Origin of the sequence: Halomonas denitrificans (assembly GCF_003056305.1) — a bacterium.
In the GTDB taxonomy this organism is placed as follows: domain Bacteria; phylum Pseudomonadota; class Gammaproteobacteria; order Pseudomonadales; family Halomonadaceae; genus Halomonas; species Halomonas denitrificans.
Genome location: NZ_PYVX01000001.1, coordinates 1,172,777 through 1,199,010, shown reverse-complemented (window position 1 = coordinate 1,199,010; position 26,234 = coordinate 1,172,777). Strand labels below are relative to the sequence as shown.

23 protein-coding genes are annotated in these 26,234 nt (G+C 72.7%); 7 read left to right on the top strand and 16 right to left on the bottom strand.

Features of this window, described 5'->3' with window-relative positions:
- Positions 1 to 8 precede the first annotated feature (8 nt).
- From mltF to C9F13_RS05335, 15 genes are all read right to left on the bottom strand, one after another.
- Positions 9 to 1,415, bottom strand: a complete 1,407-nt coding sequence (gene mltF, locus C9F13_RS05405; protein ID WP_108445154.1) for a membrane-bound lytic murein transglycosylase MltF — start codon at positions 1,413 to 1,415, stop codon at positions 9 to 11.
- Between the two features lie 83 nt (positions 1,416 to 1,498).
- Entirely contained in the window at positions 1,499 to 2,182 is a 684-nt protein-coding gene (locus C9F13_RS05400) for a DUF6064 family protein (protein ID WP_211310902.1), read from the bottom strand.
- A 3-nt stretch (positions 2,183 to 2,185) separates the two neighbouring features.
- Positions 2,186 to 3,127, bottom strand: a complete 942-nt coding sequence (locus C9F13_RS05395) for an aldo/keto reductase (RefSeq protein WP_108445153.1) — start codon at positions 3,125 to 3,127, stop codon at positions 2,186 to 2,188.
- Between the two features lie 9 nt (positions 3,128 to 3,136).
- The gene (locus tag C9F13_RS05390; protein WP_108445152.1) at positions 3,137 to 4,144 is read right to left on the bottom strand and encodes a patatin-like phospholipase family protein; all 1,008 of its coding nucleotides are present in this window, start codon (positions 4,142 to 4,144) and stop codon (positions 3,137 to 3,139) included.
- A 2-nt stretch (positions 4,145 to 4,146) separates the two neighbouring features.
- Complete coding sequence (locus C9F13_RS05385; RefSeq protein WP_108445151.1) at positions 4,147 to 5,610, bottom strand: dihydrolipoyl dehydrogenase; 1,464 nt, start codon at positions 5,608 to 5,610, stop codon at positions 4,147 to 4,149.
- A gap of 35 nt (positions 5,611 to 5,645) precedes the next feature.
- Entirely contained in the window at positions 5,646 to 6,221 is a 576-nt protein-coding gene (locus C9F13_RS05380) for a hydrogenase maturation protease (RefSeq protein WP_157955169.1), read from the bottom strand.
- Positions 6,222 to 6,243: 22 nt separating this feature from the next.
- The gene (locus C9F13_RS05375) at positions 6,244 to 7,545 is read right to left on the bottom strand and encodes a Ni/Fe hydrogenase subunit alpha (RefSeq protein ID WP_108445149.1); all 1,302 of its coding nucleotides are present in this window, start codon (positions 7,543 to 7,545) and stop codon (positions 6,244 to 6,246) included.
- Positions 7,542 to 8,363 (bottom strand): NADH-quinone oxidoreductase subunit B family protein, encoded by an 822-nt coding sequence (locus tag C9F13_RS05370; RefSeq protein ID WP_108445148.1) that lies wholly within the window; start codon positions 8,361 to 8,363, stop codon positions 7,542 to 7,544. The genes C9F13_RS05375 and C9F13_RS05370 overlap by 4 nt, the downstream gene beginning before the upstream one ends.
- 2 nt (positions 8,364 to 8,365) lie before the next feature.
- Positions 8,366 to 9,199: an FAD/NAD(P)-binding protein gene (locus C9F13_RS05365; protein WP_108445147.1), complete on the bottom strand. Its 834-nt coding sequence runs from the start codon at positions 9,197 to 9,199 to the stop codon at positions 8,366 to 8,368.
- Positions 9,196 to 10,338 (bottom strand): 4Fe-4S dicluster domain-containing protein, encoded by a 1,143-nt coding sequence (locus C9F13_RS05360; protein ID WP_108445146.1) that lies wholly within the window; start codon positions 10,336 to 10,338, stop codon positions 9,196 to 9,198. The genes C9F13_RS05365 and C9F13_RS05360 overlap by 4 nt, the downstream gene beginning before the upstream one ends.
- A 30-nt stretch (positions 10,339 to 10,368) precedes the next feature.
- On the bottom strand, positions 10,369 to 11,394 hold the full coding sequence (gene hypE / locus C9F13_RS05355) for a hydrogenase expression/formation protein HypE (protein ID WP_108445145.1): 1,026 nt from the start codon (positions 11,392 to 11,394) through the stop codon (positions 10,369 to 10,371).
- A complete protein-coding gene (hypF, locus tag C9F13_RS05350; protein WP_108445144.1) occupies positions 11,391 to 14,906 on the bottom strand; it encodes a carbamoyltransferase HypF in 3,516 nt (1,171 codons plus the stop codon). The genes hypE and hypF overlap by 4 nt, the downstream gene beginning before the upstream one ends.
- On the bottom strand, positions 14,903 to 15,742 hold the full coding sequence (gene hypB, locus C9F13_RS05345; RefSeq protein ID WP_108445143.1) for a hydrogenase nickel incorporation protein HypB: 840 nt from the start codon (positions 15,740 to 15,742) through the stop codon (positions 14,903 to 14,905). Before hypB ends, hypF begins: the two co-directional genes overlap by 4 nt.
- An 11-nt stretch (positions 15,743 to 15,753) precedes the next feature.
- Positions 15,754 to 16,149: a hydrogenase maturation nickel metallochaperone HypA/HybF gene (locus C9F13_RS05340; protein ID WP_211310901.1), complete on the bottom strand. Its 396-nt coding sequence runs from the start codon at positions 16,147 to 16,149 to the stop codon at positions 15,754 to 15,756.
- Complete coding sequence (locus C9F13_RS05335; protein ID WP_245888704.1) at positions 16,124 to 16,390, bottom strand: HypC/HybG/HupF family hydrogenase formation chaperone; 267 nt, start codon at positions 16,388 to 16,390, stop codon at positions 16,124 to 16,126. Before C9F13_RS05335 ends, C9F13_RS05340 begins: the two co-directional genes overlap by 26 nt.
- Before the next feature lie 225 nt (positions 16,391 to 16,615).
- On the opposite strand from C9F13_RS05335, the gene dbpA reads away from it, so the two are divergent.
- The 5 genes from dbpA to C9F13_RS05310 all read left to right on the top strand — a co-directional run bounded on the left by dbpA (position 16,616) and on the right by C9F13_RS05310 (position 20,605).
- Positions 16,616 to 18,010, top strand: a complete 1,395-nt coding sequence (gene dbpA, locus C9F13_RS05330; protein WP_108445358.1) for an ATP-dependent RNA helicase DbpA — start codon at positions 16,616 to 16,618, stop codon at positions 18,008 to 18,010.
- A gap of 65 nt (positions 18,011 to 18,075) precedes the next feature.
- Positions 18,076 to 18,978 carry a PA4780 family RIO1-like protein kinase gene (locus C9F13_RS05325; RefSeq protein WP_108445141.1) on the top strand — a complete coding sequence of 301 codons (903 nt, stop codon included), beginning with the start codon at positions 18,076 to 18,078 and terminating at the stop codon, positions 18,976 to 18,978.
- An 89-nt stretch (positions 18,979 to 19,067) separates the two neighbouring features.
- Positions 19,068 to 19,265 carry a tautomerase family protein gene (locus C9F13_RS05320; RefSeq protein WP_108445140.1) on the top strand — a complete coding sequence of 66 codons (198 nt, stop codon included), beginning with the start codon at positions 19,068 to 19,070 and terminating at the stop codon, positions 19,263 to 19,265.
- A 165-nt stretch (positions 19,266 to 19,430) separates the two neighbouring features.
- Positions 19,431 to 19,865 (top strand): DUF4399 domain-containing protein, encoded by a 435-nt coding sequence (locus tag C9F13_RS05315; protein WP_108445139.1) that lies wholly within the window; start codon positions 19,431 to 19,433, stop codon positions 19,863 to 19,865.
- Between the two features lie 188 nt (positions 19,866 to 20,053).
- Positions 20,054 to 20,605, top strand: a complete 552-nt coding sequence (locus C9F13_RS05310; RefSeq protein ID WP_211310900.1) for a hypothetical protein — start codon at positions 20,054 to 20,056, stop codon at positions 20,603 to 20,605.
- 20 nt (positions 20,606 to 20,625) lie between these two features.
- Here the strand turns inward: C9F13_RS05310 and C9F13_RS05305 are convergent, their stop codons facing one another.
- Positions 20,626 to 21,354 carry a YebC/PmpR family DNA-binding transcriptional regulator gene (locus C9F13_RS05305; protein WP_108445138.1) on the bottom strand — a complete coding sequence of 243 codons (729 nt, stop codon included), beginning with the start codon at positions 21,352 to 21,354 and terminating at the stop codon, positions 20,626 to 20,628.
- 148 nt (positions 21,355 to 21,502) lie between these two features.
- On the opposite strand from C9F13_RS05305, the gene C9F13_RS05300 reads away from it, so the two are divergent.
- Together C9F13_RS05300 and C9F13_RS05295 are read left to right on the top strand one after the other, a co-directional pair.
- Positions 21,503 to 22,690 carry a M24 family metallopeptidase gene (locus C9F13_RS05300; protein WP_108445137.1) on the top strand — a complete coding sequence of 396 codons (1,188 nt, stop codon included), beginning with the start codon at positions 21,503 to 21,505 and terminating at the stop codon, positions 22,688 to 22,690.
- A 67-nt stretch (positions 22,691 to 22,757) separates the two neighbouring features.
- On the top strand, positions 22,758 to 26,006 hold the full coding sequence (locus tag C9F13_RS05295) for an ATP-binding protein (RefSeq protein ID WP_157955168.1): 3,249 nt from the start codon (positions 22,758 to 22,760) through the stop codon (positions 26,004 to 26,006).
- Positions 26,007 to 26,234: the final 228 nt, after the last annotated feature.

Genomic DNA, 26,234 nt, shown 5'->3' with positions numbered 1-26,234 from the left:
GGGAGGGCCTAGCCTTGCCGGGCGACGCGCTCGTCCCCGGCATCCCCGGACTCCAGGGGGAGCCACTCCACCGCGGCGCTGATCACGTCCAGGTAGTTGCGGATCCGCTGCACGTAGTGCACCGGCTCGTAACCCCGGGCATAGCCGTAGCGGGTCTGGGGGTAGTAGCGCTTGTCGGCCTTGAGCGGCAGCACCTCCCGCATGTCGGCCCAGGAGTCCGGGTTCTTGCCGAGCTCGCGGGCCAGCTGCCGGGCGTCCAGCAGGTGGCCGCGGCCGATGTTGTAGCTGGCCAGGGCCAGGTAGGTGCGGTCCGGCTCGGGGATGGTGTCGGGCAGCCGATCGTGCCGGTCGGCCAGGTAGCGGGCGCCGCCGTCGATGGCCTCGGCCGGGTCCAGGCGATTGGCGACGCCGAGCGACTCGGCGGTGTTCCGGGTCAGCATCATGATGCCACGCACGCCGGTGGGGGAGACGGCGCGGGGGTCCCAGTGCGACTCCTGGTAGGCCAGGGCGGCGAGCAGGTCGGCGGGCATGCCGGTCTCCTCGGACGCGGCGAGGAAGTGCGACAGCAGCGGCGGCAGGCGCTCCTCGATGCGCCGGTTCAGGGCCCGCAGGTCGACGAAGTCGAAATCGCCGATGTAGTCGTAGTAGCGGTGCTGCATCGTCTCGAGGCGAGCCTCGCCCTCGGGGCTCGCCATCCACTCCCTGGCCCGCTCGGCGAGGGCGCCGTGCCCGGCGGGCAGGTACCAGCCCAGCCGGTCGCCGCGGGTCAGGTTCAGGGCGACCTCCAGATGCGGGAAGTGGCGGCGCACCACCTGCACGATGTTGGAGTCGGCCAGGGTGCAGTCGACCTCGCGCTTTGCCACTGCGGCGAGCAGCATCTCGGTGGTGCGCGGATCCTCGGCGTAGGCGATGCCGGTGTGAGCGTTGGCCAGGCTCTCGAGGCGTTCCGCGTAACTGGAGTCCGCTGTGACGCGGATTTCGACGTCGGCCATCTCCTCCACCTCGCGGGGCATCGGGCGCCGCTCGCGATGGCAGACCAGCTGCTCGACGACGTCGGTGTGGCTCGGCCCCTGGCGGAAGCGTTCGTCTCGGGAGGGCAGGTGGGTCAGGCCGGCGGCGGCCAGGTCGACATCGCCCTCTTCCAGGGCCGCAAGCACCTCGGCGGTGGAGCCCAGGGTCACCCACTCGACCTCCCAGTCGTTGGCCTCGGCGAAGCCCGCGACCAGGTCGTGTTCGGGGCCGGCGGGGGCCTGGCGGCGGTCGAGGTAGTAGGTGGTGGCGGCGTTGCGGGTGGCCACCCGGAGCGTCTCGCCGGGGACGGGCGGCTCGAGGGTGGCGACCGAGGCCCCGTCCGGGCCGCAGGCCTGGAGCAGGGCCAGCGGCAGCAGGGCGATCAGCAGGCGGAACCTGGACATGGCGATAACTCCTGATCGTCGAAGCGAAACCATAAGATGAGTAACAGCTTAACAGCCCCGCCCCGGCGTCCGGCCGGGGCGAGTCAACGCAGCGCGGCCGGCGTCGGCCACCACCGCGCCGTCAGCGCCATGGCGACGGCCAGCGGGGGCAGCCAGGCGCCGGGCGCGCCGAGCAGGGTCAGGGTGAGCCCGCTCAGCAGGCACCAGAGGGCGGGCAGGGCCAGCAGCGCCCAGGCGCGCCGCGCCGGTTCGGCCATGGCCATCACACCCAGGGTGGCGATGGCGAGCGGGTCGGGGGTAAGGCCGAGGAGCTCGGCGCCCGCGAGGCCGCGCCCCGTCGCCGGGGCGAGCAGCGGATGCAGGACCAGGGCGTAGGCGAAGAGTCCGATGCCGATGCCGCGCCGCACGCTCCACCGTCGCGGCAGGTGGAGCCCCGTGCGGAGAAGGCCCAGGCCCGCCAGCAGCAGCGCCTGGAGGCCGAACAGCGCGGCGACCGGGGCGATGCCTCTCTGGAGGGGGGCGTAGCGCTGCCACAGGAAGGTCCAGGCCACGAAGGCCCAGGCGAGCGCCAGTAGCATGAGGAGCAGGCGGGTGCGTCGCGGGCCGGGGCGCAGCAGCACGATCAGCGCCAGGCCGCCCAGCGCCAGGGCGAGCGGCTGGGCGGGCCACAGCGCCTGGTTGTGCAGTTCGAACAGCCGCGCGTAGACCCGCGGCGAGACCATCAGCAGGTCATCGGGGCGATAGGTCCACCAGGCGCCGGCGCCCACCGCCTAGAGCCCCCGCACGTATTCGGCCATGCGCCGGCGCATGGCCTCGTCGGGCAGCGGCTCGCGGGCGGCGGCGAGGTTCTCGCGCACGTGCTCGACCTGGGTGGTGGCGGGGATGGCGCAGGTGATCGCCGGGTGGGAGATGATGAACTTGAGGATGAACTGCGCCCAGGTCGCGGCGCCGATCTCGGCGGCCCAGGGCGGCAGCGGCTGGCCCGCCAGGCGCCGGATCAGGCGCTTGCGCTGGAAGGGACGGTTGGCGATCACGCCGATGCCGCGCTCCCGGGCCAGCGGCAGCAGGCGTTGCTCGGCCTCGCGGTCGACGATGTTGTAGGTGAGCTGGACGCTGTCTAACTCGGCGCGGCGCATGATGTGCTCCATCTCGTCATGGCGCCGCCCGTGGGAGGTGGTGATGCCGAGGTGGCGCACCTCGCCGGCCGCCTTCATCGCCTGCAGGGTCTCGAGGTGGCCCTCCCAGCCCCGCAGGTTGTGGACCTGCAGCAGGTCGAAGCGCGGCACGCCCCAGGCCCGTCGGGAGGCCTCGATCTGCGTCGGCCCCTCGTCGCGCCGCGAGGTCCAGACCTTGTCGGCGGCATAGACGCGATCGAGGGCCTCGAGCCGCCCCAGGGCGTGGCCGATCGTCGCCTGGGAGGTGCCGTACATCGGCGAGGAGTCGATCAGGCGCCCGCCCGCGGCGAAGAAGGCCGCCATCACCGCCGTGCACGCCTCGAGCAGCCGCGGGTCGTCGCCGACATTGAAGGTGATCCAGCTGCCGAGGCCGACCCGGGGCAGGGCCACGTCGGTGCCGGGCAGCGTGCGGGTCAGCGGCGTGGTCGATCGGGCGAGGGTGGCGGCGGGCAGGGTCGAGGCCGCCGCCGCGGCGAGCAGGCCGCCCAGCAGGCGCCGGCGGGACAGCAGGCGTGGCGGGGGAAGCGGCGAGGCCATGGGGCGCTCCTAGGGGGGCGGGGCCGCCCCGGTCGGCATCGCCTGACGGCTCTCGAGCCACGCGCGCAGACGCTCGGCGTCGGGGGCGGTCTGGCGCAGGATCTCGTCGAGGCGATGGAAGTGCAGCAGGCGCACGCCCCGGGTCTCCGGGCGCAGGTAGAGGTCGGGGGGGTGGTAGCGCAGGGACTGCCGGATGATCGCCTTCTGGGTGATCTTGAAGCTGTTGAACAGCATGTCGGTCAGGCCGATCTCCTCGCCCTCGTCCGACGGCTGGTCGCCGGAGACGTCCACCGCGATGATCAGGTCGACCTCGCCCTCGAGCAGGTCGAAGGGCAGGGGGTTCGTGGTGCCACCATCGATCAGCAGCCGCTCGCCGTGGCGAACGGGCACGAAGAGCCCCGGCACCGCCATGCTGGCGCCGATGGCCGGGAACAGCGGACCCGCGTCGAGGACCACGCTGTCCGCCGTCCAGTAGTCGGTGGCCACTATCTCGAGCGGGATACGCAGCCCCTTGAAGGCGCGCACCTCGGTGTGGCTGGCGAGAAAGCGCAGGAAGCCCCTCGAATCGAGCAGCCCGGCCTCCTCGCGCCGGAACGGCAGCAGCTGCCTCAGCTTCAGGTCCGATTCGGCCAGGCCGGAGACGGCATCCAGCGGTGAGCCGGCCACGTCGTCGAAGATGTCGTGGATCTCCTCGGCGGAGAGGCCCGCCGCATAGAGCCCGCCGATCACCGCGCCGATGCTGGTGCCGGCGATGCGGTCGGGCACGATCCCCAGGTCGTCGAAGACCTGGAGGATGGCGATGTGCGCCAGGCCGTTGGCCCCGCCCGAGCCCAGCGCCAGGCCGATGGTCGGGCGCCTCGGCGCATCGGGCGTCGTTGTGACGAGCGCCGCCACGTCGGACGCGGCCGTGTCCGCCTCCTCGGCGGCGAGGGCCACAGGGGCACCGAGGAGCGCGATCGCGAGCAGGGCGCTCGTGATTGCGGTCGTGACGGCGGTGGCGAGGCGTCGTGGTCTCATCGTCAGTCTCCCGGGCCGCACTCCATGCAGCGTTCGGTGATCGCCGGCCCCTGGCGCAGGCTGGCGTTGAGGTCGCGCAGGGCGCTGCGCAGCCCCTCCTCCAGCACCGGATGGTAGAAGGGCATCTCGAGCAGGCGGCTCACGCTCGCCCGCTGCTCCAGCATCCAGGCCAGCAGGTGGGTCAGGTGCTCGACCCGCGGGCCGAACAGCTCGGCGCCCAGGAACTGGCCCGAGCCGTGCTCGGCATAGAGGCGCATCAGGCCGCGGTTCTGGCGCATCACCACGGCGCGCCCCTGGTCCTCGAAGGAGGCCTCGCCGATGGCGATGCCGTCGTCGCTGCACTGGCGTTCGAGCTCGTCTCGACCGGCGCCGACGGTGGCCATCTGCGGGTCGGTGAAGACCACCGCCAGGGGCACGTGGCGATGGCCGGCGCGCAGCTCCGGGTAGCGCCCGGCGTTGTCGCCGGCGATGCGCCCCTCGGCGTTGGCCTCGTGCAGCAGCGGCAGCGTCTGGTTGGCGTCGCCGGCGATGAAGATGTGGCCGGGACTCTCGTCGGCGTTGCGGCACTGCAGGGTGAAGCGGTTGTAGCGGGGTACGCCCCGGTCGTCCAGCGCCAGGCCGGCCCGCTCGAGAGCGAGCCGGTCGACGTTGGGCTGCCGGCCGGTAGCGGCGAGCAGGTAGTCGAAGCGCTCGGTGAGGCGCTCGCCGGTGTCGCGCTCGAGGAAGGTGATCGCCACGGCGTCGCCGTCGCGCTCGATGTGCTTCACCTCGGCATCGGGGTCGACGTAGAACTCCTCGCGGAAGGCGCGCTCGGCGTAGGCCCGGACGGTCTCGTCCCGGAAGGGCCCCAGGGCGCCGCCGACCCCGAACACCCGCAGGCGCACGCCCAGCCGGTGCAGCGCCTGGCCGAGCTCCAGGCCGATCACCCCGGGGCCGAACACGGCCACCGACTCGGGCAGGTCGTCCCACTCGAAGACATCGTCGTTGACGATCAGCCGGTCGCCGGCCGCCTCGAAGAAGCCCGGCCAGGTGCCCCGCGAGCCGGTGGCGATGACGATGGTGCGGGCCGTCACCCGGGTATGCTCGCCGACCACCAGGGTGTGCGGATCCACGAAGCGGGCGTGGCCCTCCAGGCGGTTCGCCTCGCCGAGGCGCTCCACCGTCCCGAGCACGCCCTCCACGAAGCGGTCGCGCTCGCGCCGGACGCGCGCCATCACGGCCCTCCCGTCCACCTCGACCGGGCCGACCGCGACGCCGAAGCCGCCGGCCTCGCGGGCCTGGTGGGCGGCGTCGGCGGCGGCGATCAGCAGCTTGGAGGGCATGCAGCCGACCCGGGCGCAGGTGGTGCCGTAGGCGCCCCCCTCGATCAGCAGCACGCTGTCGCTGTGCTTTCGGGCGGCGTGCCAGGCGCTGAGCCCGGCGCTGCCGGCCCCGATGATGGCGATCTCGACCTGTCGCTCCTGCATCTGCTCCTCCTCCGCTCGCAAGGTGTCGCTGTTCACTATGGCACGCCCGGGCCGGCTGGCCACCGAGGCCCGATGTCGCGGTGAGCATCGCCGTCGAGCCAGCCGAGGACCGCCGCGTGGAGGCGCCGTCGCGTGGCCTCATTGAGGCACGGCTCAGGCATTTCGGGGTCCGCTTCTTTCGGTATTTCTGCCGGCATCTCGATGCCCAGGATCCGGATGCCGCCCGGGAAGAGGCCGAGGGTCTCGGCCAGGGCCAGGGTGCCCGCCAGGTCGAGGCCATGAGACGAGAGCGACGAGAGGCAGGCGAGGGCGGCGGTCTCGGGGAGCTCCCCCGGCGCGAATGCCTCGAGGGTGCCAGGCGGGCCCCGGCCGCGCATGGCATCGATCAGCAGCACCCGCTCGCTCGACGCCACCCGGGGGAGGAAGAGATCGACGGGCTGGGCGAGGCAGTCGATGTTGATGTCGTCACGGCCGGCCAGCGCCTCACGCAGGGCCTCGACGGCGAGCCAGCCGAGCCGGTCGCCGCCGTGGGGCGAGCCGAGCCCGACTAGATGAGCCCGGCCCGCCGGCCGCTCGCCGGACTCCTCCCTGGTCACACCCGGCTCCGTCATGGGCGGCTCAGTCCCCGGCGGCTTATTTTCGCAAGACATGGAAGTCCAGGAAGTGGGTGGCGCAGGAGATGCAGGGGTCGTAGTTGCGGATCACCATCTCGCCGTGAAGGCGCAGGGCGTCGTCGTCGCGGTCGAGGCCGACGCGGGTAAGGCTTGCCACCAAATCCTCCTCCATCCGCGCCTGGTTCTGGCTGGTCGGCGGGACAATCCGCGCCTCCAGGACCCGGGCCTCGTCGTCCAGCGCGTAGCGGTGCCAGAGGATGCCGCGGGGGGCCTCGGTGCAGCCGAAGCCGACGCCGCCCCGGGCCGGTGCCTCGACCCGGGGCTCGGCGGCGGGGGCGTACCCCTCGGTGAGGCGCAGCGCCTCGCTGATGGCCACGTGGATCTCCACCGCCCGGGCGACAATGCTGTGGAACATGTTGCAGCTGGGGAAGTGGATGCCGAGCTCTTTGAGAAGCTCCCTCAGCTCGGCGGGCAGCCGGTCGAGGTTGTTGTTGAGCCGGGCCAGTGGGCCGACCAGGTAGGGGTGGCCGTCGAGCCGGGCGTGCAGGGCGGTGGAGTGGGGCACCTGGAACTCCCGGAAGCGCTGCGCGAAGTCGGCGGGGTCGAGGTCGAGGCCCCGGTCGGAGACGATCCGGCCCGCGGTGATCGGGTAGTCCCGGGGATGGCGCAGCGAGACCGAGACGAAGTCCTGGTCGTCCTCGGGAAGCGGCAAGCCGGCCGTCCAGGCGATCAGCGCCCGGGCCTCCTCGAGGCCCTCGGCCAGGTGCTCGCGAAGCGCCTCGATGGTGGCCGCCTCGGGGGCGTGGAAGAAACCGCCGGGACAGACACCGACCGGGTGCACCGAGCGGCCGCCGAAGGTGCGCAGGATCTCGTTGCCGAGCCCCTGGAGGCGCAGGCCGCGTCGCACCTCGTCGGGATATGTCCTGGCCATCGCCGGGGCGCTCTCGTAGCCGAGGAAGTCGGGGGCGGCCAGCAGGTGGATGTGCAGGCTGTGGCTCTGCAGCCACTCGCCGCAGTACATCACCCGGCGCATCGCCTCCACCCAGGGAGTGGGCGTGACGCCGAGGATCGACTCGATCGCCGCCACCGCGCTGAGCTGGTAGGCCACCGGGCAGATGCCGCAGATGCGGGCCACGCTGTCGATCACGTCCTGGGGGCCGCGCCCCTCGAGCAGCTTCTCGAAGAGCCGCGGCGGCTCGAAGATGCGCAGCTTCAACTCCTCGATGCGACCGGCCGCGATGCGAAGCTCCAGGGCGCCCTCGCCCTCGACCCGCGCCAGGATCGGTACGTGGATCTCGCCGGTACGCGTGGTGTGACTCATCCCGGTTCCTCCTCGCGGCCCGAGCGCGTGATGACCCGGGCCTGCCAGTCCCGCCCCTCGCTGCGAAACGGCTCGGCATGACCGTTGATGAACAGCAGGCGCCGGGCGATGTCGCCTGCCGGCATGCCGGTAGCGGCCAGGTGGGTGGCCAGTGCCGAGACGTTGGCCTGGACGGCGGGCCCGTAGCAGGCGTAGCAGTCGCGCTGGAAGCGCGGGCAGATCGCCCCGCAGCCGGTACTGGTGACCGGGCCCATGCAGGGCCGGCCCTGGGCGACCATGACGCACACCGCCTGCTGGCGCTTGCACTCCAGGCAGACCGCGCTGTGGTCGACCCGGGGCAGGTGGCCGGCGAGCATCGCGGTGGTGGCGCCGAGCACCTGCTCACCGCTGACCGGGCAGCCCCAGAGCTCCAGGTCGACCCTGACGGTCTCGGCGATGGGGGTCGAGTCGGCGAGCAGGTCGATCTGCTCGGGGCTGGCGTAGATGCCGGACACCCACTCATCGGCGTCGTGCAGGTTGCGCAGCGCCTGGATGCCGCCGGCGGTGGCGCAGGCGCCGATGGTGACCAGGTAGCGGCTGCGCTCGCGGATACCGCGCAGCCGCGCGGCGTCCTGGGAGGTGGCCACGCTGCCCTCCACGAAGGCGATGTCGACCTCGGCCTCCTCGTCGACGGGGCCGGCCTCGGCGAAGTGCAGGATGTCGACCGTCTCGGCCAGCGCGAGCAGCGGCTCGCCCAGGTTGAGGAAGGCGAGCTGGCAGCCGTCGCAGGAGCTGAACTTGTGCACGGCGATGCGTGGTCGGCGGGAGGCGGTGGTCATGGTCAGACTCCCCGATGCCAGAGGTAGGGCGCCAGTTCCCGGCAGGTGAAGACCGGGCCGTCGCGGCACACGAACTTGGGCCCCAGCTGGCAGCGCCCGCAGGAGCCGATGGCGCAGTGCATGTTGCGCTCCATGCTGAGCCAGATCCGCTCCTCCGGTACCTCTCGCTCGCGCATCGCCTTGATCACCGCGCGCATCATGCCCTCGGGGCCGCAGATGAAGACCGAGCAGCGCGCCGGGTCGAAGGCGATGCGCTCGAAGAACTGGGTCACCGGGCCCACGTGCCAGGGCCAGAGGGTGTCGCCGGTATCGGCGGTGAGGTAGACCTCGACGTCCGGGTGCTGTCGCCAGGCGTCGTAGCGCTCGCGCCAGATCAGGTCGTTGGAGTGCTTGACCCCCTGGATGATGTGCAGGCGGCCGTAGCGCCCGCGGCGGTGCAGGACGTACTCGATCAGCGAGACCGAGGGCGCGCAGCCGAGCCCGCCGGTGACGATCACGAGATCGGTGCCCTCGGCCGCCTCCGTGGGCCAGCCGCGGCCGTAGGGGCCGCGCAGGCCGAGGCGGTCGCCGACCTCGAGCCGGCCGAGGTTCTTGGTGATCGAGCCGAGCTTGCGGATGGTGTGGTCGATCCACTCCCGCTCGTCGGGGTCGGAGACGATGGAGATCGGCACCTCGCCCATCCCCGGCAGGCAGAGCATGTTGAACTGGCCCATCGTGAAGCGGTAGGCGGCCTGCACCTCGGGGTCGGTGAAGCGCAGCTGCAGGCTGAACATGTCCGGGGTCTCGTCCTTGCGGCCGACCACCTCGGCCTCGAAGGGCACCAGTGCGCCGGTCATGGCGTCTCCTCCCCGTCGGGAGCTTTAGCCAGCGCATCGTCGGGCGCTTTAGAAAGCGCGTCCAGTTCTTCCGTCACGTCGATGCCCACCGGGCACCAGGCGATGCAGCGGCCGCAGCCCACGCAGCCGCTGCGGCCGTACTGCTCCACCCAGGTGCCGAACTTGTGGGTCAGCCACTGGCGATAGCGCTGGGGCCGCTCGGCGCGGATCACGCTGCCGTGGATGTAGCTGTGGTCGGGATCGAAGCAGCTCGCCCACTGCCGGTCGTGGCTGGCCGTCTGGCCGTCCAGCGAGAGCGCGTCGACGTGGGTCTGGCAGAAGCAGGTGGGGCAGACCGCGGTGCAGTTGCCGCAGGTCAGGCAGCGGTCGTTGAGGCTCTGCCAGTGCGGGTGCTCGACGGCCGCCTGCAGCAGCTCCGGCAGCGCGCCCTCGGGCAGGCGGCGCGTCTGCTGGGCGCTGGCCCGCTCGAGGCCGGCCTCCACCTGCTCGAGCTGGTCATGGCGGGCCGGGGTCGTCTCCAGGGCGTCGAGGATCGCCTGGCCCTCCCGGGTGTGGGCCTCCACCACGAAGCCGTCGTCGAGCTCGGAGAGGGCCAGGTCGTAGCCGTGCTGGACCCGCGGGCCGTCGCCGGTGGCGGTGCAGAAGCAGGTGGCCGCCGAGCGCTGGCAGTTGACGGCGACCAGCAGGAGGTTCCGGCGTCGCTCGCGATAATGCGGGTCGGGATGGGCGTCGTGCAGGAAGTGGCGATCGTGGATCGACAGCGCCGCGAGGTCGCAGGCGCGCACGCCGATCACCGCCGTCGGCTGGGCCTCGGGGGGCCGCTCGCGAAACACCAGCCGGCCGTTGGGCTGGCGCTCGCTCGTCCACAGGGTCTCCCGGGGCGCGAAGGTCAGCGGCTTGATCGCCTGGGGGCCCGTGGTCCAGTCGAAGAGGCGCCCGCTGTCGGTGAGCTCGAGCCGATAGCGGCCGGGGGCCTGCTCGTCGAGGATCCCCTCGGGGAGCTCACCGACCCGGGACAGCGGCGCGAAGACGATGGCGTGATCGCGCACCTGGGGGCCGATGACCTCGTAGCCTGCCGCCCCCAGCGCATCGAGCAGGGTCTGGAAGCGGTCTCTGGCCAGGAAGTGGTGCACCTTCATGGTTCTCTCCCGTGCGGGCCTCGTGGGGGCTCAGCAGATGCGCGGCAGGGGATCGTCCTCGAGCTCCTGCAGCAGGCGCTCGCCGCCCCAGTCGTTGACCAGCAGCAGCCGGTCGTGGTGCGGGTCGAGGGTGCCGACCCGCTGCGCCTCGTGCCCCTGGGGCAGCGCCCGCCAGCGCCGCAGGGCCTCGTCGGCCTCGTCCTCGGCGACGATGGCGACCACCCGACCCTCGCAGGCGATATACAGAGGGTCATAGCCCAGCATGTCGCAGGCGCTGCGCACAGCGCCGCGGATCGGCAGCCTCGCCTCCTCGAGGGTCACCCCCAGGCCCGTGGCGTGGATCACCTCGTGGAGCACCGTCGCCAGGCCGCCGCGGGTCGGGTCGCGCAGGAAGCGCAGGCCGGCCAGGTCCAGCAGCGCCCGGGTCAGGGGCAAGACGCTTGCGCTGTCGGAGGCCAGGGTGCCGCCGAGGCCGAAGGCCTCGCGGGCGAGCATCACGGCGATGCCGTGATCGCCCAGCGGCCCGCTGACCAGCACCGCGTCGCCGGCGCGGATGCCCTCGGCGCCGAGCGCGAGGCCGCGGGGGCGCAGGCCGATCCCCGAGACCCCGAAGTAGGCGCCGCCGCACAGGCCGCGGGGCAGCACCTTGGTGTCGCCGGTCACCACCTGGACCTCGCAGGCCCGGGCCGCCGCGGCGAGGCTCTCGACGATGCGCTCGAGCTCAGCGAGGGACAGCCCCTCCTCCAGGAAGGCGTTGAGGCTCAGGTAGCGGGGGGTGGCGCCGGCGACGGCGAGGTCGTTGACGGTGCCGTGCACGGCGAGGCTGCCGATGTCGCCCCCGGTGAAGAAGAGCGGCTGCACGGTGACCCCGTCGCTGGTGAAGACCAGCTCCTGATCGTCCTCCATGAAGGGGGGAAGCACGGCGGCATCGGCGAGGGGGGCGAGCCAGGGGTTGCCCAGGTGGCGGACGAAGACCGACTCGATCAGCCGGCGCATCAGGCGCCCGCCGTTGCCGTGGGCCAGGGTGACGGTGTCCGTGTCGGGCTCGGGCGTCATCGCGCTTCTCCTTGTCCCGCATCTTGTCCCACACCAGGCGTGGCGGGCCCTCCGTGGCCGGGCGTCTCCCGGGCCAGGGCCTCTACGACCTGGCCGACGCTGATGGCGGCGTCGTTGCAGGGCAGCCGCTCGTGGAGCAGCACCGTGAAGCCGTCGCCGGTCAGGGCCGCCACCGCCGCCTCGGTCAGCCGGCGGTTCTGGAACACGCCTCCGCTCAGCCCGAGGGTGGTCACCCCGGTCGCGCTGCGGGCCGCGTCGGCCTGGCGGCGCAGCGCCCGGACCAGGGTGGCGTGGACGTCCGCGGCGCGCCGGCTCGGCGCGAGGCGCTCCTCCATGAGGTGGCGGATCAGCGGGCGCCAGTCACAGCGTAGCACCCCGTCCGCATCGCGACGGAGGGGCAGCTCGAGGGCCGCGGCGTCGCCTTCGGCCCTTTCCTTAGCCAAGGCCTCGAGGCGCATGGCGGCCTCGGCCTCGTGGCTCACCCGGCGCAGCGGCAGCAGCAGCGCCGCGGCGGCATCGAAGAGCCGGCCCGCGGCGGAGCAGGTCGGCGAATTGAGGCGTCGCTCCCAGATCCCGCGCAGCAGGGCGAGCTCGTCGGCGCTTGCCGGGACGTCCGGCGTCGGAAGGCCGCTCTGCCAGGCGAGCGTCACGGCCAGGCGCCAGGGCTCGCGGATGGCCGCTTCGCCGCCGGGCAGGGCGAAGGGTGCGAAGGAGGCGAACCGTCGCCAATGGCCGGGGCGGCCGTAGAGCGCCTCGCCGCCCCACAGGGTGCCGTCCGGGCCGAGGCCGGTGCCGTCCCAGGCGAAGACCAGGGTCGGCTCCCGGAGGCGGCCGTGCTCCAGGCACAGCGCGGCGGCGTGGGCATGGTGGTGGGCCACCTCGTGGCAGGGCAGGCCGCTCTCCCGGGCCCAGCGGCTGGTGTGGTAGCCGGGGTGGGCGTCGTGGAAGACCCGCTCGGCGCGTACGCCGTAGAGTCGTGAGAGGCTCTCGACCTGGCGCTCGAAGGCGTGCTGGGCGGCGAGGCTCGAGAGCTCGCCGAGATGCGGCGACAGCACCAGCCGACTCTCCCAGGCGAGGCAGACCGTGGCCTTCTGATGGGCGCCCACGGCGAGCACGGGCTGCGAGAGCCGATCGGGCAGTGCGAGCTCTAGGGGGGTGGCGCCGCGCCCCAGGCGCAGGGGGCGCGCCCGGCCGGCGATGGGGCGCCTCACGCCGTCGTCGACGGGCTGCAGGATGGGGCGGTCGTGGTGCAGGAAGGCGTCGGCGACCCGGCCGAGGCGGGCCTCCGCTTCCTTCGGGTCGGTGACCAGGGGCTCGCCTGAAAGGTTGGCCGAGGTGGCGACCAGCGGGCGCCCTAGCGCCTCCAGCAGCAGGTGGTGCAGGGGGGCGTAGGGCAGCAGGGCGCCGACCTCGTCGAGCCCGGGGGCGATCTCGTCGGCGAGGCCGCCGGTGTGGACGACCTCGGCCCGCTTCGCCAGCAGAACGATGGGGCGCTCGTCACTGAGCAGGGCCTCGGCGGCCGCCGGATCGACCAGGACTTGCTCGCGCACGGCGCCCAGGCCGTCCTCGCCCCGCCAGGGGAACATCACGGCGAGCGGCTTGTGGGGGCGCTGCTTGCGCACGCGCAGGGTAGCTACCGCCTCGGCCCGGCCCGCATCCACCATCAGGTGGTAGCCGCCGACGCCCTTCACGGCGACGATCCGCCCGGCGTCGAGGGCCGCGACGGCGGCCGCCAGCGCCTCGTGGTTGCCCGTCGTCTCCGTGTCGTCCTCCACCAGGCGTAGCCGCGGTCCACAGTCGGGACAGCCGATCGACTGGGCGTGGCAGCGTCGATTGTCGGGGTCGTCGTACTCCGCCTGGCAGGCCGGGCAGAGCGGGAAGGCCCCGAGGGCGGTGCGTGCGCGATCATAGGGCAGCCGCTCGATCACGCTGTAGCGCGGGCCGCACTGGTCGCAGTGGGTGAAGGGGTAGCGGTAGTGGCGGTCCTGCGGGTCGTACATCTCCGCCAGGCAGGCCGGGCAGACCGGGGAGTCCAGCGGCAGGTGGACCGGGCCCGCGGGTGCGTCCTCGCCGTCGCTTGGCCGGATCAGAAACGACGCCGCCCGCGCCGCCTCGATCGTCTCGCGGCGGGCGATACGCGGGCTCGAAAGCCGCGGGGCCTCCTCGAGCAGGGCGCGCTCGAAGGCGGCCAGCCGCTCGGCGCTGCCCTGGGCCTCGATCACCACCTCGCCGCCGCGGTTTTTCACCTCGCCGGCAAGCTTCAGTCGGCTCGCCAGGCGCTTCACGAAGGGGCGAAAGCCCACGCCCTGGACGACGCCGGTCAGCACCCAGCGGCGCGTCTCGAGGGCGGGGGGCGCCTCGGGCGCGGCCTCGGCCGAGGTAGCCCGGATGCGCCGGGCGCTCGCCTCCTCGCCTGTGCGGACACCCCCCGCCCACCAGATCCGGCAGGCGCCCTCGTCGGAGACCATGCAGGGGCCCACCGGCCGGTCCGGAGTGCAGGCGCGGCCGTAGAGCCGGCACTCGGGAGGGCGGATCCGGCCCAGCACCACCGCGGCACAGTCGCAGCCGGGGGGCATCTCGCCGCGGCGGGCGTAGGCGGCCTCGAACACGGCGGGAAACCGCCGCCGGGCGTCGCGGTGGGCCAGCGCCGCCGGGCAGGCATAGCCCGAGTCGGCCAGCGCGCCGATGCCGCGCCAATCGGCGGCTTCGATGGCGAAGGTTGCATCGATCAGTGCCCGCGCCCGGGGGTTGCCCTCGGCGGTGACGCACTGGGGGTAGGCATTCTCCAGCCGGGGCGCGCGGTCGAGCGCCTGCTTCAGCACCCGGTAGAGGCCCTCGAGGATCAGCCCCGGGGTGAAGCCGGCCACGGCGGTGGGCAGGGCGTGGGCCTCGGCCACGAAGCGCCACTGCTCGGCGCCCATGATGGTGGCCACGTGCCCCGGGGCGATCAGCGCATCGAAGCCGGCCCGGCCATCCTCCAGCAGGTGGGCCACGGCCGGCCAGGTTTGACGGGCGCTGAGCAGCAGCAGCAGGTTCTCCGGCAGGTCGTCGCGGGAGAAGAGTGCGGCGAGAGGGGCGGTGGTCGTCTCGAAGCCGGCGGCGAAGAAGACCACCCGCATGTCCGGATGGTGTCGGGCCAGGGCCAGCGCCTCGCCCGGGGAGGCGATGGGCACCACCCGCCCGCCCTGGGCGCGGGCTTCCTGGAGGGAGCGGGGCTCGCGCTTCGGGGCGTTGCAGGGCACGCGCACCATGTCGCCGAAGGTGGCGACGATGACCCCCTCGGTGAGGCTCAAGGCCGCCGCGGCCTGGATATCCTCCTCGGGGCAGACGCAGACGGGGCAGCCCGGTCCGGGGATCAGCTCGAGATGGTCGGGCAGCACCGTGCGCAGGCCGGCCTGGGTGATGGTGCGCTCGTGGCCGCCGCAGACGTTGAGGATCCGCAGGCGGCCTGACGCCGGCCGGGGCAGGGCGCGGATGCGCGACAGCCAGTCGCCGGGAGACAGCGTCGTCATGGCGCGGGCGATCTCGAAGAGTCGAGCGGGTGGTCCTGCGCATGGTCGGGCGCATGGTAGGGAGCGCCGGGGCGCGTCAGCAGGCGTTCGCCATCCGGCGCCGGGCGAAAGACGTGCCGGCGCCGCTCGGCGAGGCCGGTCTCGAGCCAGGCGAGCCAGGCATCGAGCGGCCCCGTCCTGCTGCTCAGCGCGAGCACCGGGGCGGGGGAGGCGAGCCGGCGCATGTGGGCTTCCACCGCCGCGACCTCGAAGTCGTCGAGCACCGGCAGCAGGTCCGCCTTGGTGATCAGCACCAGGTCGCTTTGGCGGAACATGACCGGGTACTTGAGCGGCTTGTCGTCGCCTTCCGGGGTCGAGAGCAGGGTGACGCTGGCGTGCTGGCCCAGGTCGAAGCTCGCCGGGCAGACCAGGTTGCCGACGTTCTCGATGAACAGGATATCGAGGTCCTCCAGCGGCAAGGCGTGGAGGGCGCGGTGCACCATCGTCGCGTCCAGGTGGCAGGCGCTGCCGGTGGTGATCTGCACCGCCGGCACGCCCTTGGCGCGGATGCGCCGGGCGTCGTTCTCGGTCTCCAGGTCGCCCTCGATCACCGCCAGCCGGTGGCGGCCGCCGAGCGCCTCGATGGTGGCCTCCAGCAGGCGCGTCTTGCCGGCGCCGGGGGAGGACATCAGGTTGACGACCAGCAGCCCGGCGCGGTCGAAGTGCGCGCGGTTGTGCCCCGCGGCCGCGTCGTTGTGGGCCTTCAGCCCCTCGAGCACCGCCACGGTGTGGACGTCGTGCTCGCTCGAGGCGTGCTGCAGGTGGTCGGGCAGGGCGCAGCCGCAGGTCTGGCACACGATTGGACCTCCTAGGGGTTCGAGGGAGTGGGAGATTCGATGGCGGATGCGGCGAGGTCGACGCTGACCAGCAGCAGCTCGTCGCCGCCGGTCAGCCGGGTTTGCCAGTCGCCGCAGCGGGGGCAGGTCAGGTCGTTTACCCGGGCCTCGGTTTCCTGCGCGCAGCGGGGGCAGTGCACCCGCACCGGCGCGGTCGCGATCTCCAGTCGCGCGCCCTCGGCGGGGGTGTCGCGGCTCGCCAGCGGGAAGGCCTCGCGCATCAGCGCGACCTCGACGCCGGAAAGCGGCCCGATGCGCACGCAGAGGCGGCGGATGCGCGGCGCGCCGTGCTCGGCGGCGACCCGGGCGGCCTGGCGGATCAGCGACCGGCAGAGGCTCAGCTCATGCACGTCCCGGGGCTCCCTCATCGTCCGCCTCGTCGGCGCCCTCCATCTCGTCGAGCAATCGCCAGGTCGCCAGGGCATCGTCGGGCTCGAGGCGCTGCAGGGCGTAGCCGACGTGCACGATGACGAAGTCGCCCACGGCGAGGGGCTGGTCCCGGACCAGCATCAGGTCGATGTCGCGCTCGATGCCGCGCGAGGTCGCGCGCGCCGTGTCGCCGTCGAGGCGGGTGATCTGCATGGGGATGGCCAGGCACATGGTCGGCATCGGCTCCCTGTTCGGCGGGCGTGGGCGAGGCGTCCCGCCCGGTACTCCTCTACGTCACTGTAGAAGAGCGGGCGCGCTTCTTCCGGCCTGGCCACTTACGGGCGATATACCGCACTTTCTGCTATGATGGGCGGCTTTCATCCTCGCTTCCGTGGTCCCGGCCCGTCGGCGCCCGCCGTCATCGCGTTCCGCCACGCCGCCCGCTTCTTCCCGCAGGTCTATTACGTGTCTGATTCCTCTGCCGATTTCGCCGCGCTGCCGCTGGCGCCGGAACTGCTGTCCAACCTCGCCACGCTGGGCTATCGCACCATGACGCCGATCCAGGCCGAGAGCCTGCCGCCTATGCTGGCGGGGCGCGACGTGATCGCCCGGGCGAAGACCGGCTCGGGCAAGACCGCGGCCTTCGGCCTGGGGCTGCTCTCGCGGCTGACGCTCTCGTCCTCCCGGGTGCAGGGGCTGGTGCTCTGTCCGACCCGGGAGCTCGCCGACCAGGTGGCCGGCGAGCTGCGTCGCCTGGCGCGCAGCCTGCCCAACGTCAAGGTGCTGACCCTGTGCGGCGGCGCGCCCCTGGGGCCCCAGCGCGCCTCCCTGGAGCACGGCGCCCACCTCGTCGTCGGCACTCCCGGGCGGGTGGAGGAGCACCTGCGCAAGGGCGCGCTCGACCTCGCCGGGCTCGAGACCCTGGTGCTGGACGAGGCCGATCGCATGCTCGACATGGGCTTTCAGGCCGCCATGGAGGCGATCATCGCCGAGACCCCGGCGCACCGGCAGCTGCTGCTGTTCAGTGCCACCTATGCCGAGGCCATCCGGCCCATCGCCGAGCGGCTGATGCGCGAGCCGGTCACGGTGGAGGTCGACGAGCCCCATGACGACACCACCATCCGCCAGCACTTCTACCGGGTGGCCGACGAGTCGGCGCGCTTCGAGGCGCTGCGCCGCCTGCTGCTGCACGTCCGGCCCGCCGCCAGCGCGGTCTTCTGCAACACCAAGCGCGAGACCGACGAGGTCGCCGAGGCCCTGAACGACGCGGGTTTCAGCGCCCTGGCACTGCACGGCGACCTGGAGCAGCGTGACCGCGACCGCCTGCTGGCGCTGTTCGCCAACGGCAGCGCCTCGATCCTGGTAGCCACCGACGTGGCCGCCCGCGGGCTCGACATCGCGTCGCTGGACGCGGTGTTCAACTACCGCATCGCCCGCGAGCTCGAGGTGCACGTCCACCGCATCGGGCGCACCGGCCGCGCCGGCGGCTCCGGGGTGGCCTGCACCCTGGTGGCCGAGCAGGAGGAGTACCGCCTGGCGCGCCTCGCCGACTTCCTCGGCGAGACCCTCGCCCCGGAGCCGCTGCCCTCCCGCGCGGTGCTGGAGCGCGCGCCCTTCACGCCGGCCATGGCGACGCTGGAGCTCGGCGCCGGCAAGAAGCAGAAGGTGCGCCCCGGCGACATCCTCGGCGCCCTCACCGGCGAGGGCGGGATCGCCGGCGATCAGGTGGGCAAGATCAAGGTGCTGGCCAACAGCGCCTATGTGGCCGTGCGTCGCGACGTCGTCGCTGCGGCCCTGGACCAGCTGGCCAACGGCAGGATCAAGGGACGCAGCTTCCGGGCCCGTCGCCTCCGTCGCTGAGCGAGCCGGCAACGCGATTCGCCCGGGGCGTACCCCGCCGCCGGGTTCTATGCCAACGTGGTGACATGAAGATACCCAAGAGATTACAGCCGCTGGTAGAGGATGGCCTGATCGACGAGGTCGAGGGCCAGCTGATGAGCGGCAAGGAAGCCCAGGTGTTCGTGGTGCGCTCCCACGGCGAGCGGCGCTGCGCCAAGGTCTTCAAGGAGGCCAAGCAGCGCAGCTTCAAGCAGGCCGTGCAGTACCAGGAGGGGCGCCGCGAGCGCAACAGCCGCCGCTCCCGGGCCATGGCCAAGAAGACCCGCTACGGCCAGAAGGAGCAGGAGCAGGCCTGGCTCAACGCCGAGGTCGATGCCCTCTACCGGCTGGCGGCCGCCGAGGTACGGGTGCCCAGGCCCTATGGCTTCATCGACGGCGTGCTGCTGATGGAGATGATCACCGACGCCGAGGGGCTGACCGCCCCGCGGCTGGACGACGTGACCCTGACGGCCGACGAGGCCCGGGCCCACTACGCCAAGGTGATCGGTGACGTGGTGCGCATGCTCTGCGCCGGCCTGGTGCACGGTGACCTCTCCGAGTTCAACGTGCTGCTCGCCGCCGACGGGCCGGTGATCATCGACCTGCCCCAGGCGGTGGATGCCGCCGGCAACAACAGCGCCGCCTGGATGTTCGAGCGCGACGTCGACAACATGCGCCGCTACTTCGGCCGCTTCGCCCCGGAGCTGCTGGCCACCGACTACGGCAAGGAGATCTGGTCGCTCTATGAGGCCGGCGAGCTGCACCCGGAGAGCGAGCTGACCGGCTGCTTCGAGCACGACACCAGCGAGGTCGACGTGGACGAGCTGATGACCGTGATCGACGACGTGCGCGAGGAGGAGGAAGAGCGGCGAGCCCTGCTCAGCGGCGACCGCGACGCCGCCGTGGCCGAGGCCGCGGCCGACTGGCGGGCCGACCACGACGAGTCCTGAGCGCCGCCAATCAGAATCCCAGCCAACCCGCCGCGAGGCGGGTTTCTGCTATCTTGGGCGCCCATCATTGCGACCCCGAGGAGCCGAGCATGCCCATCGTCACCATCCAGCAGTTTCCCGGCAGCGTCGAGCACAAGCGCGAGCTGGCCCGGCGCATCACCGAGGCGTTCGAGGAGGTCTACGGCAACTCGCCGGAGTCCGTGCAGGTCTTCTTCCAGGAGGTGGACGGCGAGCACTGGGCCCGCGGCGGCGCGCTGGGCTGCGACCGCGAGGACGGCCCGCGCTGAGCCGCGCCCGGCGCTTCTGGTCGTGTCGGCATCCGGGATGTTCGACTAGGCTTTTGGGGCGGTCGGGGCGCCGTTCGACGCGGCGCTCCCGTCCCCTTCGCCCATCGGGTCTCGATGGACGATCTCAACGGACCCTATCAGCGTATAGCGACAAGGAGAGGCGTCATGAAACACTGGATCGCAGGCCTGGGACTGGCCGGCAGCCTGTTGCTGGCCTCCACGGCCATGGCTCAGACGGAGCGCAGCGCGGCCCCCGAGGGCAGCGAGGTCTACTTCATCTCGCCCCAGGCGGGGGCGACGGTCGAGAGCCCTGTCACCGTGCGCATGGGCCTCTCGGGCATGGGCGTGGCGCCCGCCGGGACCGAGCGTGAGGGCACCGGCCACCACCACCTGCTGGTCGACACGCCGCTGGACGAGGTGGACCTCGACCAGCCGCTGCCGTCAAGCGAGACCCTGCGCCACTTCGGCGGCGGCCAGACCGAGGTCGAGCTCGAGCTTGCGCCCGGGGAACACACCCTGCAGCTGCTGTTCATGGACGCCGGCCACCTGAGCTTCGACCCGCCGGTGACCTCCGAGGCCATCACCATCACGGTGGAGTGATCCACCGCCCGTCGGGCCCCGACCGAGACCTCGGGCGCCTGACGGGCAACCCTCCCGGGCGCCAGACCTTCGCGAGGCGCCCGCCCGATGCTCCCGATGATTTTTCGCCCTCCCGCTGGCCGCCGAGGCCATTCGCCGCTGTACTGAAGCCGAGTGCTCGCGTGGGCACGTCACGGTGAGGTGCGACGATGAAACACCTGGATGGCGGAAGGAAGGGCGGGGTTGCAGCGGGCCTGGCCGCGCTGCTGGCGAGCCTGGCCGGGAGCGGGCCGGCCCTGGCCGATCAGGCGCTGATCGACGACGCCCTGGCGGCGGCGGCGCCGGGCCTGGCGGAGGGCGCCAAGGTGGTCGACTGGGAGGGCACGGTGCTGAAGGAGGGCGCGAACGGCTATACCTGCCTGCCGACGCCGCCGACCCTCGAAGGCACCGCCCCGATGTGCCTCGACGAGGCCTGGATGCACTGGGCCATGGCCTGGCAGCACAAGCAGCCGATCACGGTCGATGCGCTGGGCATCGCCTACATGCTGGCCGGCGACGAGGGGGCGAGCCTCGTCGATCCCTACGCCCAGGCGCCGACCGGCGACAACGCCTGGGTCGAGGAGGGACCGCACCTGATGCTCATCGCCCCGGCGGCGCTGCTCGAGGGCTACTCCAGCGATCCGCATGGCGGCGGCCCCTACCTGATGTGGCAGGGCACCGACTACCAGCACCTGATGGTCCCGGTGGGACCCCGCGACTAGGCGCCGGGAGCGCCCGGGCGTTACGCCCGGCCCTCGACCTCGGCGTTGTGGAAGACGTTCTGCACGTCGTCCAGGTCGTTGAGGGTATCCATCAGCTTGTCGAACATCGCCACGTCGTCGCCCGCGACCGGGGTCACGGTCTGGGGCACGAACTGGATCTCGTCGACCTCGAAGTCGAGCTCGCCGAAGGCGTCGAGCAGCGCCTGCTTGGCCTTGGCGTACTCGGTGTGGGGGGCGAAGACGGTGATCTGGCCCGCCTCGTTCTCGATGTCGGTGACGTCGACATCGGCCTCCATCAGCGCCTCGAGGGTGGCCTCCTCGTCATCGCCCTTGAAGGCGAGGATGGCGCAGTGGTCGAACATGTGGCTGACGCTGCCCGGGGTGCCGAGCTTGCTCTTGGCCTTGGTGAAGCAGGCGCGCACGTCGCCGAAGGTGCGGTTCGGGTTGTCGGTCAGACACTCGACGATGACCATGCAGCTGCCCGGCCCGAAGCCCTCGTAGCGCGCCGGGGAGAAGTCCTCGCCGCCCACGCCGCTGGCCTTGTCCAAGGCCTTGTCGATGACGTGGGACGGCACCTGGTCCTTCTTGGCGCGCTCGATCAGGCCGCGCAGGGCCAGGTTGCCGGCGGGGTCGGTGCCGCCCTGCTTGGCGCAGACGTAGATCTCGCGACCGTACTTGCTGTACACCTTGGTCTTGGCGTCGGCCGTCTTGGCCATGGATTCCTTGCGGTTCTGGAAGGCCCTGCCCATTGCATTATCCTGTGGCGTCGAAACTCGAGGCTGGATTCTACGAAACCGACGTGGATGGTAACAGGGATATTTTGAGCCCGACGCGCAGCCCTGACGCCCGTCATGGCTACACTGCCAGGGAGTGCCGTTCACCCTGGAGCCCCATCGGATGGATCACCACGCCTATCGCCATGCCCTGGCCGAATGCCTCGCCGAGCGCGAGCTGCCCTTTCCCCCCGAGGAGTTCGACACCCGTCGTCGCCGCGTGCGACAGGCCATGCGGGACGCCGGGCTCGAGGCGCTGCTGCTCACCGACCCCGCCGACATCTTCTACCTGACGGGCTACCACACCTTCGAGGTCTCGGTGCACACCTGCCTGGTGGTCTCGGCCGATCACCTGGTGCTGCAGGTGCCCTCCATCGAGACCGGCCCGGCGGTGGTCACCGCTCGGGTGGACGAGATCCTGGGCTATCGCTGGGAGGGCATCGAGGAGGTGATCGAGCCGCTGGCGGAGGTGCTCGCGCCGTTTCGGGCCATCGGCCTGGACGCCTTCGGGGCCGGCCTGCGCCATGGCGTCATTCGCGAGCTTCAGGCCCGCCTCGGTGCCGGGCGCTTCCGCGACGACGGCGGTGAGCTGCTCGATCGCATTCGCATCGTCAAGACGCCGGCGGAACTCGACTGCCTGCGCGAGAGCGCGCGGATCACCTCCCTCGGCCTGCGGGCGGCGGTGGCGGCCATCGCCCCCGGCGTCACCGACAACGACGTGGCGGCGGAGGGCAGCCGTGCCCTGCTGGCCGCCGGCAGCGAGTTCATGAGCCTGCAGCCCATCGTGACCACCGGCCGGCGCATCAGCGTCATCCACGTCAACCACAAGCGCCACGTGATCGCCGCGGACGAGCCGGTATTCCTGGAGTTCGGCGCCGCCTACCACCGCTACACCGCGCCGATGATGCGCACCGCCGTGGCCGGCCGGGCCAGTACCGAGATGCAGGCGCTGCGCGACGTCTGCCGCGGCATGTACGAGGCGCTGGTCGCGGCGATGCGCCCCGGCCACACCTTCGACGAGGCGGCCCGGGCCGCCGAGGCGGTGCTGGCGCCCCATGCCGACCGCGCCTTCTTCTCCGGCGTGTTCGGCTATGCGGTGGGGGCCCAGTTCCCGCCCAGCTGGGTCGAGGGCACGGGCTACATCGCCCGTGGCCAGCAGCGCGAGTTCGCCGCCGACATGGTCTTCCACCTGCCGCTCTGCCTGCGCCTGCCGGGCCGCTGGGGCATCGGCCTGAGCGACACCGTGCGCGTCACGCCCGATGGGGGAGAGCCGCTCACCGACAACGACTGGCAGCTGCAGGAACGGCCGTGAGCAGGGCGGGGGGCGGAGATGCGAGGGCCCCCCGAGAGCGGGGCGGGCCTCCCCGGGGCATCGGCCCGTGACCTCGACAACGCCCCGCGCCGGGCGCGTGATCCTCGATCCCGGTCGCCTGAAGCAGCATCGCCAGCGGCTGGGACTGAGCCAAGAGGCCCTGGCCCAGCACTGCATCGACCGTCATCAGTGGGTCTCCATCGCCTCCATCAAGCGCGCCGAGGGCGGCCGCCCCGTCCTCCTGCGGACCGCCCGTCACCTGGCCGGGGTCTTCGAGGTCGACATCGCCGACCTCATGGCGCCGGCCGACCGGCCGCGGGAGGCGCCTCCCGACGGAGGTGACGAGGCGCAGCGCGTCATCCGGATGGTCGTGGCGCCAGCGGGGGAGGGCCCCGGTGCGCCGCTGGCCGCGCTGGTGGCGCACTACGGGGGCCACCTGCAGGGTGAGGCGGACGCGGGCCCCCTCGAGGCGATCTTCGGCGTGCCCCGGGCCTACTGCAGCGACGCCCTGCGCAGCCTGCAGTGCGCCATGGCCGTCAGCGATCGCGCCGCGGGGCGACTGCGGATCGGGCTGAGAATCGAGCCGTGGGGCGGCGCCGGCGACCCAAGGGCGGGCGCGCTCCCCGCCTGGCCCGAGGGCCAGGCGAGCGGCGTGCGGGTCCATCGCGACCTCGCCGTGCAGCTCACCGAGCACTTCCTGTTCGAGGACACCGGGCAGCCCTTCCTGCGCTGCCTGGCGCGCCATCCCGGCGGCCCGCTGCCGGGGGGAACGCTGGTCGGCCGGCACGTCGAGCTCGGCCAGCTCGCCTCGGTGCTGGCGGCCACCTGCACCCACGGGACCGGCCACCTGCTCTACCTGCGGGGCCTGGCCGGCATGGGCAGGACCCGCCTGTGTATGGCCTTCGCCGAGCTCGCCCGGCAACGGCAGGCCGAGCCGCACGCCGCCGCCGTGCTGGATTTCGGCCGGCGTCTCGAGGACGACCCGCTGGGGCAGTGGCTGCGCTCGCTGCTGGGCCTTGCCCGGGGCGGGGTGCGTTTCGATCCGCGATGGCTTGACCGGCTCGAGGCGTCGGCGCTGCCGGAGGCCCAGGCCAGGGCGCTGCGGCCCCTGCTCGGCATGACGCCAACGACCGCCCAGGCGGCGATGGCCCCCGAGGCGCGCCACAGGGAAATCATCGACGCCCTGGGTGCGCTGATCCGGCGCCGGGCCGACCTCTGCCCCCAGCTGATGGTCATCGAAGACCTGCACTGGGCCGGCGACGATCTGCTCTCTGCCGTGGCCGGGCTCGTTCGGAGCACGCGGGATGCTCCGGTGGCCTGGCTTCTGACCTCACGCGTCGAGCAGGACCCCTGGGAGTCCCGCCTGAGGCCGCGGCTCGCGGACGTGCCGCTGTCGCTGATCGAGCTGGGGCCGCTGCGGGAGGAGGAGGCGCTGGCCCTGAGCGCGCGCTTCGCCGACGTCGCCCCCGCCGACGCCGCCCTCTACGTGGCAAGGGCCCAGGGCAATCCGCTGTTCCTGACCCAGCTGCTGCGCGTGCATCCCGATCCGGCCCTGCCCGCGAGTGTGAAGCATCTGGTGCGGGGCCAGCTCGGCCTGCTCGCGCCCCGGGAGCTCGAGGCGCTGCGCCAGGCGGCGGCCATCGGCCAGCGTTTCTCCCTGACTCTGCTTGGCTGGCTGCTGGGCCGGCCGGCCGACGACGATCTGGACAGGCCGGTGCGGTGGCGCCTGGTGCGCGCTCTGGACGCCGACACCTGGCAGTTCCCCCATGAGCTGGTCCGCCAAGGCATCGACGAGGGCATGCCCGCGGGGCAGCGGGAGCGCCTCCACCTGCGGCTCGCGCAGCATTTCGCACCCAACGACCCGGTGCGCCAGGCCCGGCACCTGGTCGAGGCGCGATCGCCGCTGGCGCCCGAGGCCCTGATGCGGGCCGTCGAGGCGAGCCTCGCCCAGCATCGCCACGGCGAGGCCTTTCCGCTGCTACGCCAGCTCGCCGAGATCGAGCACGCGCCGCGCGACGAGGTCCGCTGTCAGCTGCTGCATGCGCGGGCCTGCCTCGCCCAGGGCCTGCTCCACGAGGCGCGTCACCGATTCCGGCTCGCCGGCCGCGCCGCGCGTCGCGACGACGAGCGGATCGCCGCCGGCCTGGGCCTGGCCGCCATCCTGGAGATGCTGGACGAGCTCGACGCCGAGGAGTTCGCGCTGCAGCGCATCCTGCCCTCAGTGCGCGCCGGGCAGGATCCCGCACGACTCGCCGAGGCGTACGGCCTGCTGGGCCGGCTGGAGCTCGCGCGGGAGGGGCGGGCCCCGGGCCGTCACTGCCAGCTGCGGGCCCTCGAGGCGGCGCGGGGGAGCGGCTCGCGGCGTCGCTGGATCGGCGCGGCGATCGGACTGGCCGAGGCGCTCTATGCGGAAGGACGGATGCAGGACGCGCATCGCCTCCACGCCCACTGTGTCGCGTCGAGCCGGCAGGCCGCCCGGGACGACCTCGAGGCCGACAGCCTCGTGCGGCGGGCGACGACGGGGCTCTATGTCGGCGAGACGCAGGCCTCGCTCGCGGACGGCGAGAGGGCCCTCGAGCTCGGGCGCGAGCTGAAGGACCGGTGGGTCGAGCTGAGGGCGCGACAGGCCCTCGCCTGGACGCTGTTCGCGACGGCGCGCCAGAGAGAGGCCGCCGAGCAGGTCGACGCCGCCCTCGAGGTGGCGCGCGCCATGGGCACGCCGCGCCCGGAGGCCCTCCTGCTGGAGAGCCGGGCCCGCGTCGAGCTGGTGGCCGGCGACCACGCCGCGGCCCGCAACACCCTGCGCATGGCCTGGCAGCTGGTCCGTCGGCACGGCCTCGAGCGTCATGTCGGCCCTTGGGTTCTGGGCACCCTGGCGCTGCTGGAGGCCTCGCCGCCGGCACGCGGCGAGGCGCTGGCCCAGGGGGAGCGGCTACTCGCGCAGGGGTGCGCCGGCCACAACCACCACCGCTTCCTGGTCACGGCGGCCGAGGTCTGCCTGCTGCAGGGGCTTCCCCTGCCGGCGCTGTCGTACGCGCAGCGCCTCGAGGCCGTCTCCCTGCAGGCGCCCTGCGCCTGGTCGCAGCACCACGCCAGGCTCATCCGCTGCCAGGCCGCCTGGCTGCTCTCGCCGTCGGAGCGGGTCCGGGAGGCCGCCAGGGAGTGCTGGGAGGACGGCGGCCAGGCCGGCCTGATCATGACCATGCCGTGCCTCGCCCTGCGCTCTCGCCTCCTGCCCCCGACGAGCTCTCTGGCGAGCGGCGAGCCCGGCGGCCGGTTCGCGGCTGATACCGGGATGATCCGGCTGAGAGGGTGATCCTCGACTCCTTTCCCCGCCGCCCGACGGCGGTGCGTCCGATCGCGCGATGCAACCCCCGCCCGAGACGCGGCTGATACCGCCATGATGCGGCGTCACGCCGGGCCGCCGCCTGTACTGGAGAGACCGGCGGGCGCCTAGGCCCATGGCCTCACGGTGACCTCCACGGCCGGTGCGACCGGAACGCCTGTGACGGGGCGTGACAAACGGGCAACGTCTTTTTCTGGG

Excerpts from the sequence above, each read along its gene's own strand:
- C9F13_RS05375 (WP_108445149.1), bottom strand. The coding sequence starts at position 7,545 with ATGAGTCACACCACGCGTACCGGCGAGATCCACGTACCGATCCTGGCG.
- C9F13_RS05360 (WP_108445146.1), bottom strand. The coding sequence starts at position 10,338 with ATGAAGGTGCACCACTTCCTGGCCAGAGACCGCTTCCAGACCCTGCTC.
- C9F13_RS05305 (WP_108445138.1), bottom strand. The coding sequence starts at position 21,354 with ATGGGCAGGGCCTTCCAGAACCGCAAGGAATCCATGGCCAAGACGGCC.
- hypE (WP_108445145.1), bottom strand. The coding sequence starts at position 11,394 with ATGACGCCCGAGCCCGACACGGACACCGTCACCCTGGCCCACGGCAAC.
- C9F13_RS05300 (WP_108445137.1), top strand. The coding sequence starts at position 21,503 with ATGGATCACCACGCCTATCGCCATGCCCTGGCCGAATGCCTCGCCGAG.
- C9F13_RS05390 (WP_108445152.1), bottom strand. The coding sequence starts at position 4,144 with ATGAGACCACGACGCCTCGCCACCGCCGTCACGACCGCAATCACGAGC.
- C9F13_RS05380 (WP_157955169.1), bottom strand. The coding sequence starts at position 6,221 with ATGACGGAGCCGGGTGTGACCAGGGAGGAGTCCGGCGAGCGGCCGGCG.
- C9F13_RS05325 (WP_108445141.1), top strand. The coding sequence starts at position 18,076 with ATGAAGATACCCAAGAGATTACAGCCGCTGGTAGAGGATGGCCTGATC.
- C9F13_RS05335 (WP_245888704.1), bottom strand. The coding sequence starts at position 16,390 with ATGCCGACCATGTGCCTGGCCATCCCCATGCAGATCACCCGCCTCGAC.
- C9F13_RS05395 (WP_108445153.1), bottom strand. The coding sequence starts at position 3,127 with ATGGCCTCGCCGCTTCCCCCGCCACGCCTGCTGTCCCGCCGGCGCCTG.
- C9F13_RS05320 (WP_108445140.1), top strand. The coding sequence starts at position 19,068 with ATGCCCATCGTCACCATCCAGCAGTTTCCCGGCAGCGTCGAGCACAAG.
- mltF (WP_108445154.1), bottom strand. The coding sequence starts at position 1,415 with ATGTCCAGGTTCCGCCTGCTGATCGCCCTGCTGCCGCTGGCCCTGCTC.
- C9F13_RS05385 (WP_108445151.1), bottom strand. The coding sequence starts at position 5,610 with ATGCAGGAGCGACAGGTCGAGATCGCCATCATCGGGGCCGGCAGCGCC.
- C9F13_RS05310 (WP_211310900.1), top strand. The coding sequence starts at position 20,054 with ATGAAACACCTGGATGGCGGAAGGAAGGGCGGGGTTGCAGCGGGCCTG.
- C9F13_RS05370 (WP_108445148.1), bottom strand. The coding sequence starts at position 8,363 with ATGACCACCGCCTCCCGCCGACCACGCATCGCCGTGCACAAGTTCAGC.
- hypF (WP_108445144.1), bottom strand. The coding sequence starts at position 14,906 with ATGACGACGCTGTCTCCCGGCGACTGGCTGTCGCGCATCCGCGCCCTG.
- C9F13_RS05365 (WP_108445147.1), bottom strand. The coding sequence starts at position 9,199 with ATGACCGGCGCACTGGTGCCCTTCGAGGCCGAGGTGGTCGGCCGCAAG.
- C9F13_RS05340 (WP_211310901.1), bottom strand. The coding sequence starts at position 16,149 with ATGAGGGAGCCCCGGGACGTGCATGAGCTGAGCCTCTGCCGGTCGCTG.
- C9F13_RS05315 (WP_108445139.1), top strand. The coding sequence starts at position 19,431 with ATGAAACACTGGATCGCAGGCCTGGGACTGGCCGGCAGCCTGTTGCTG.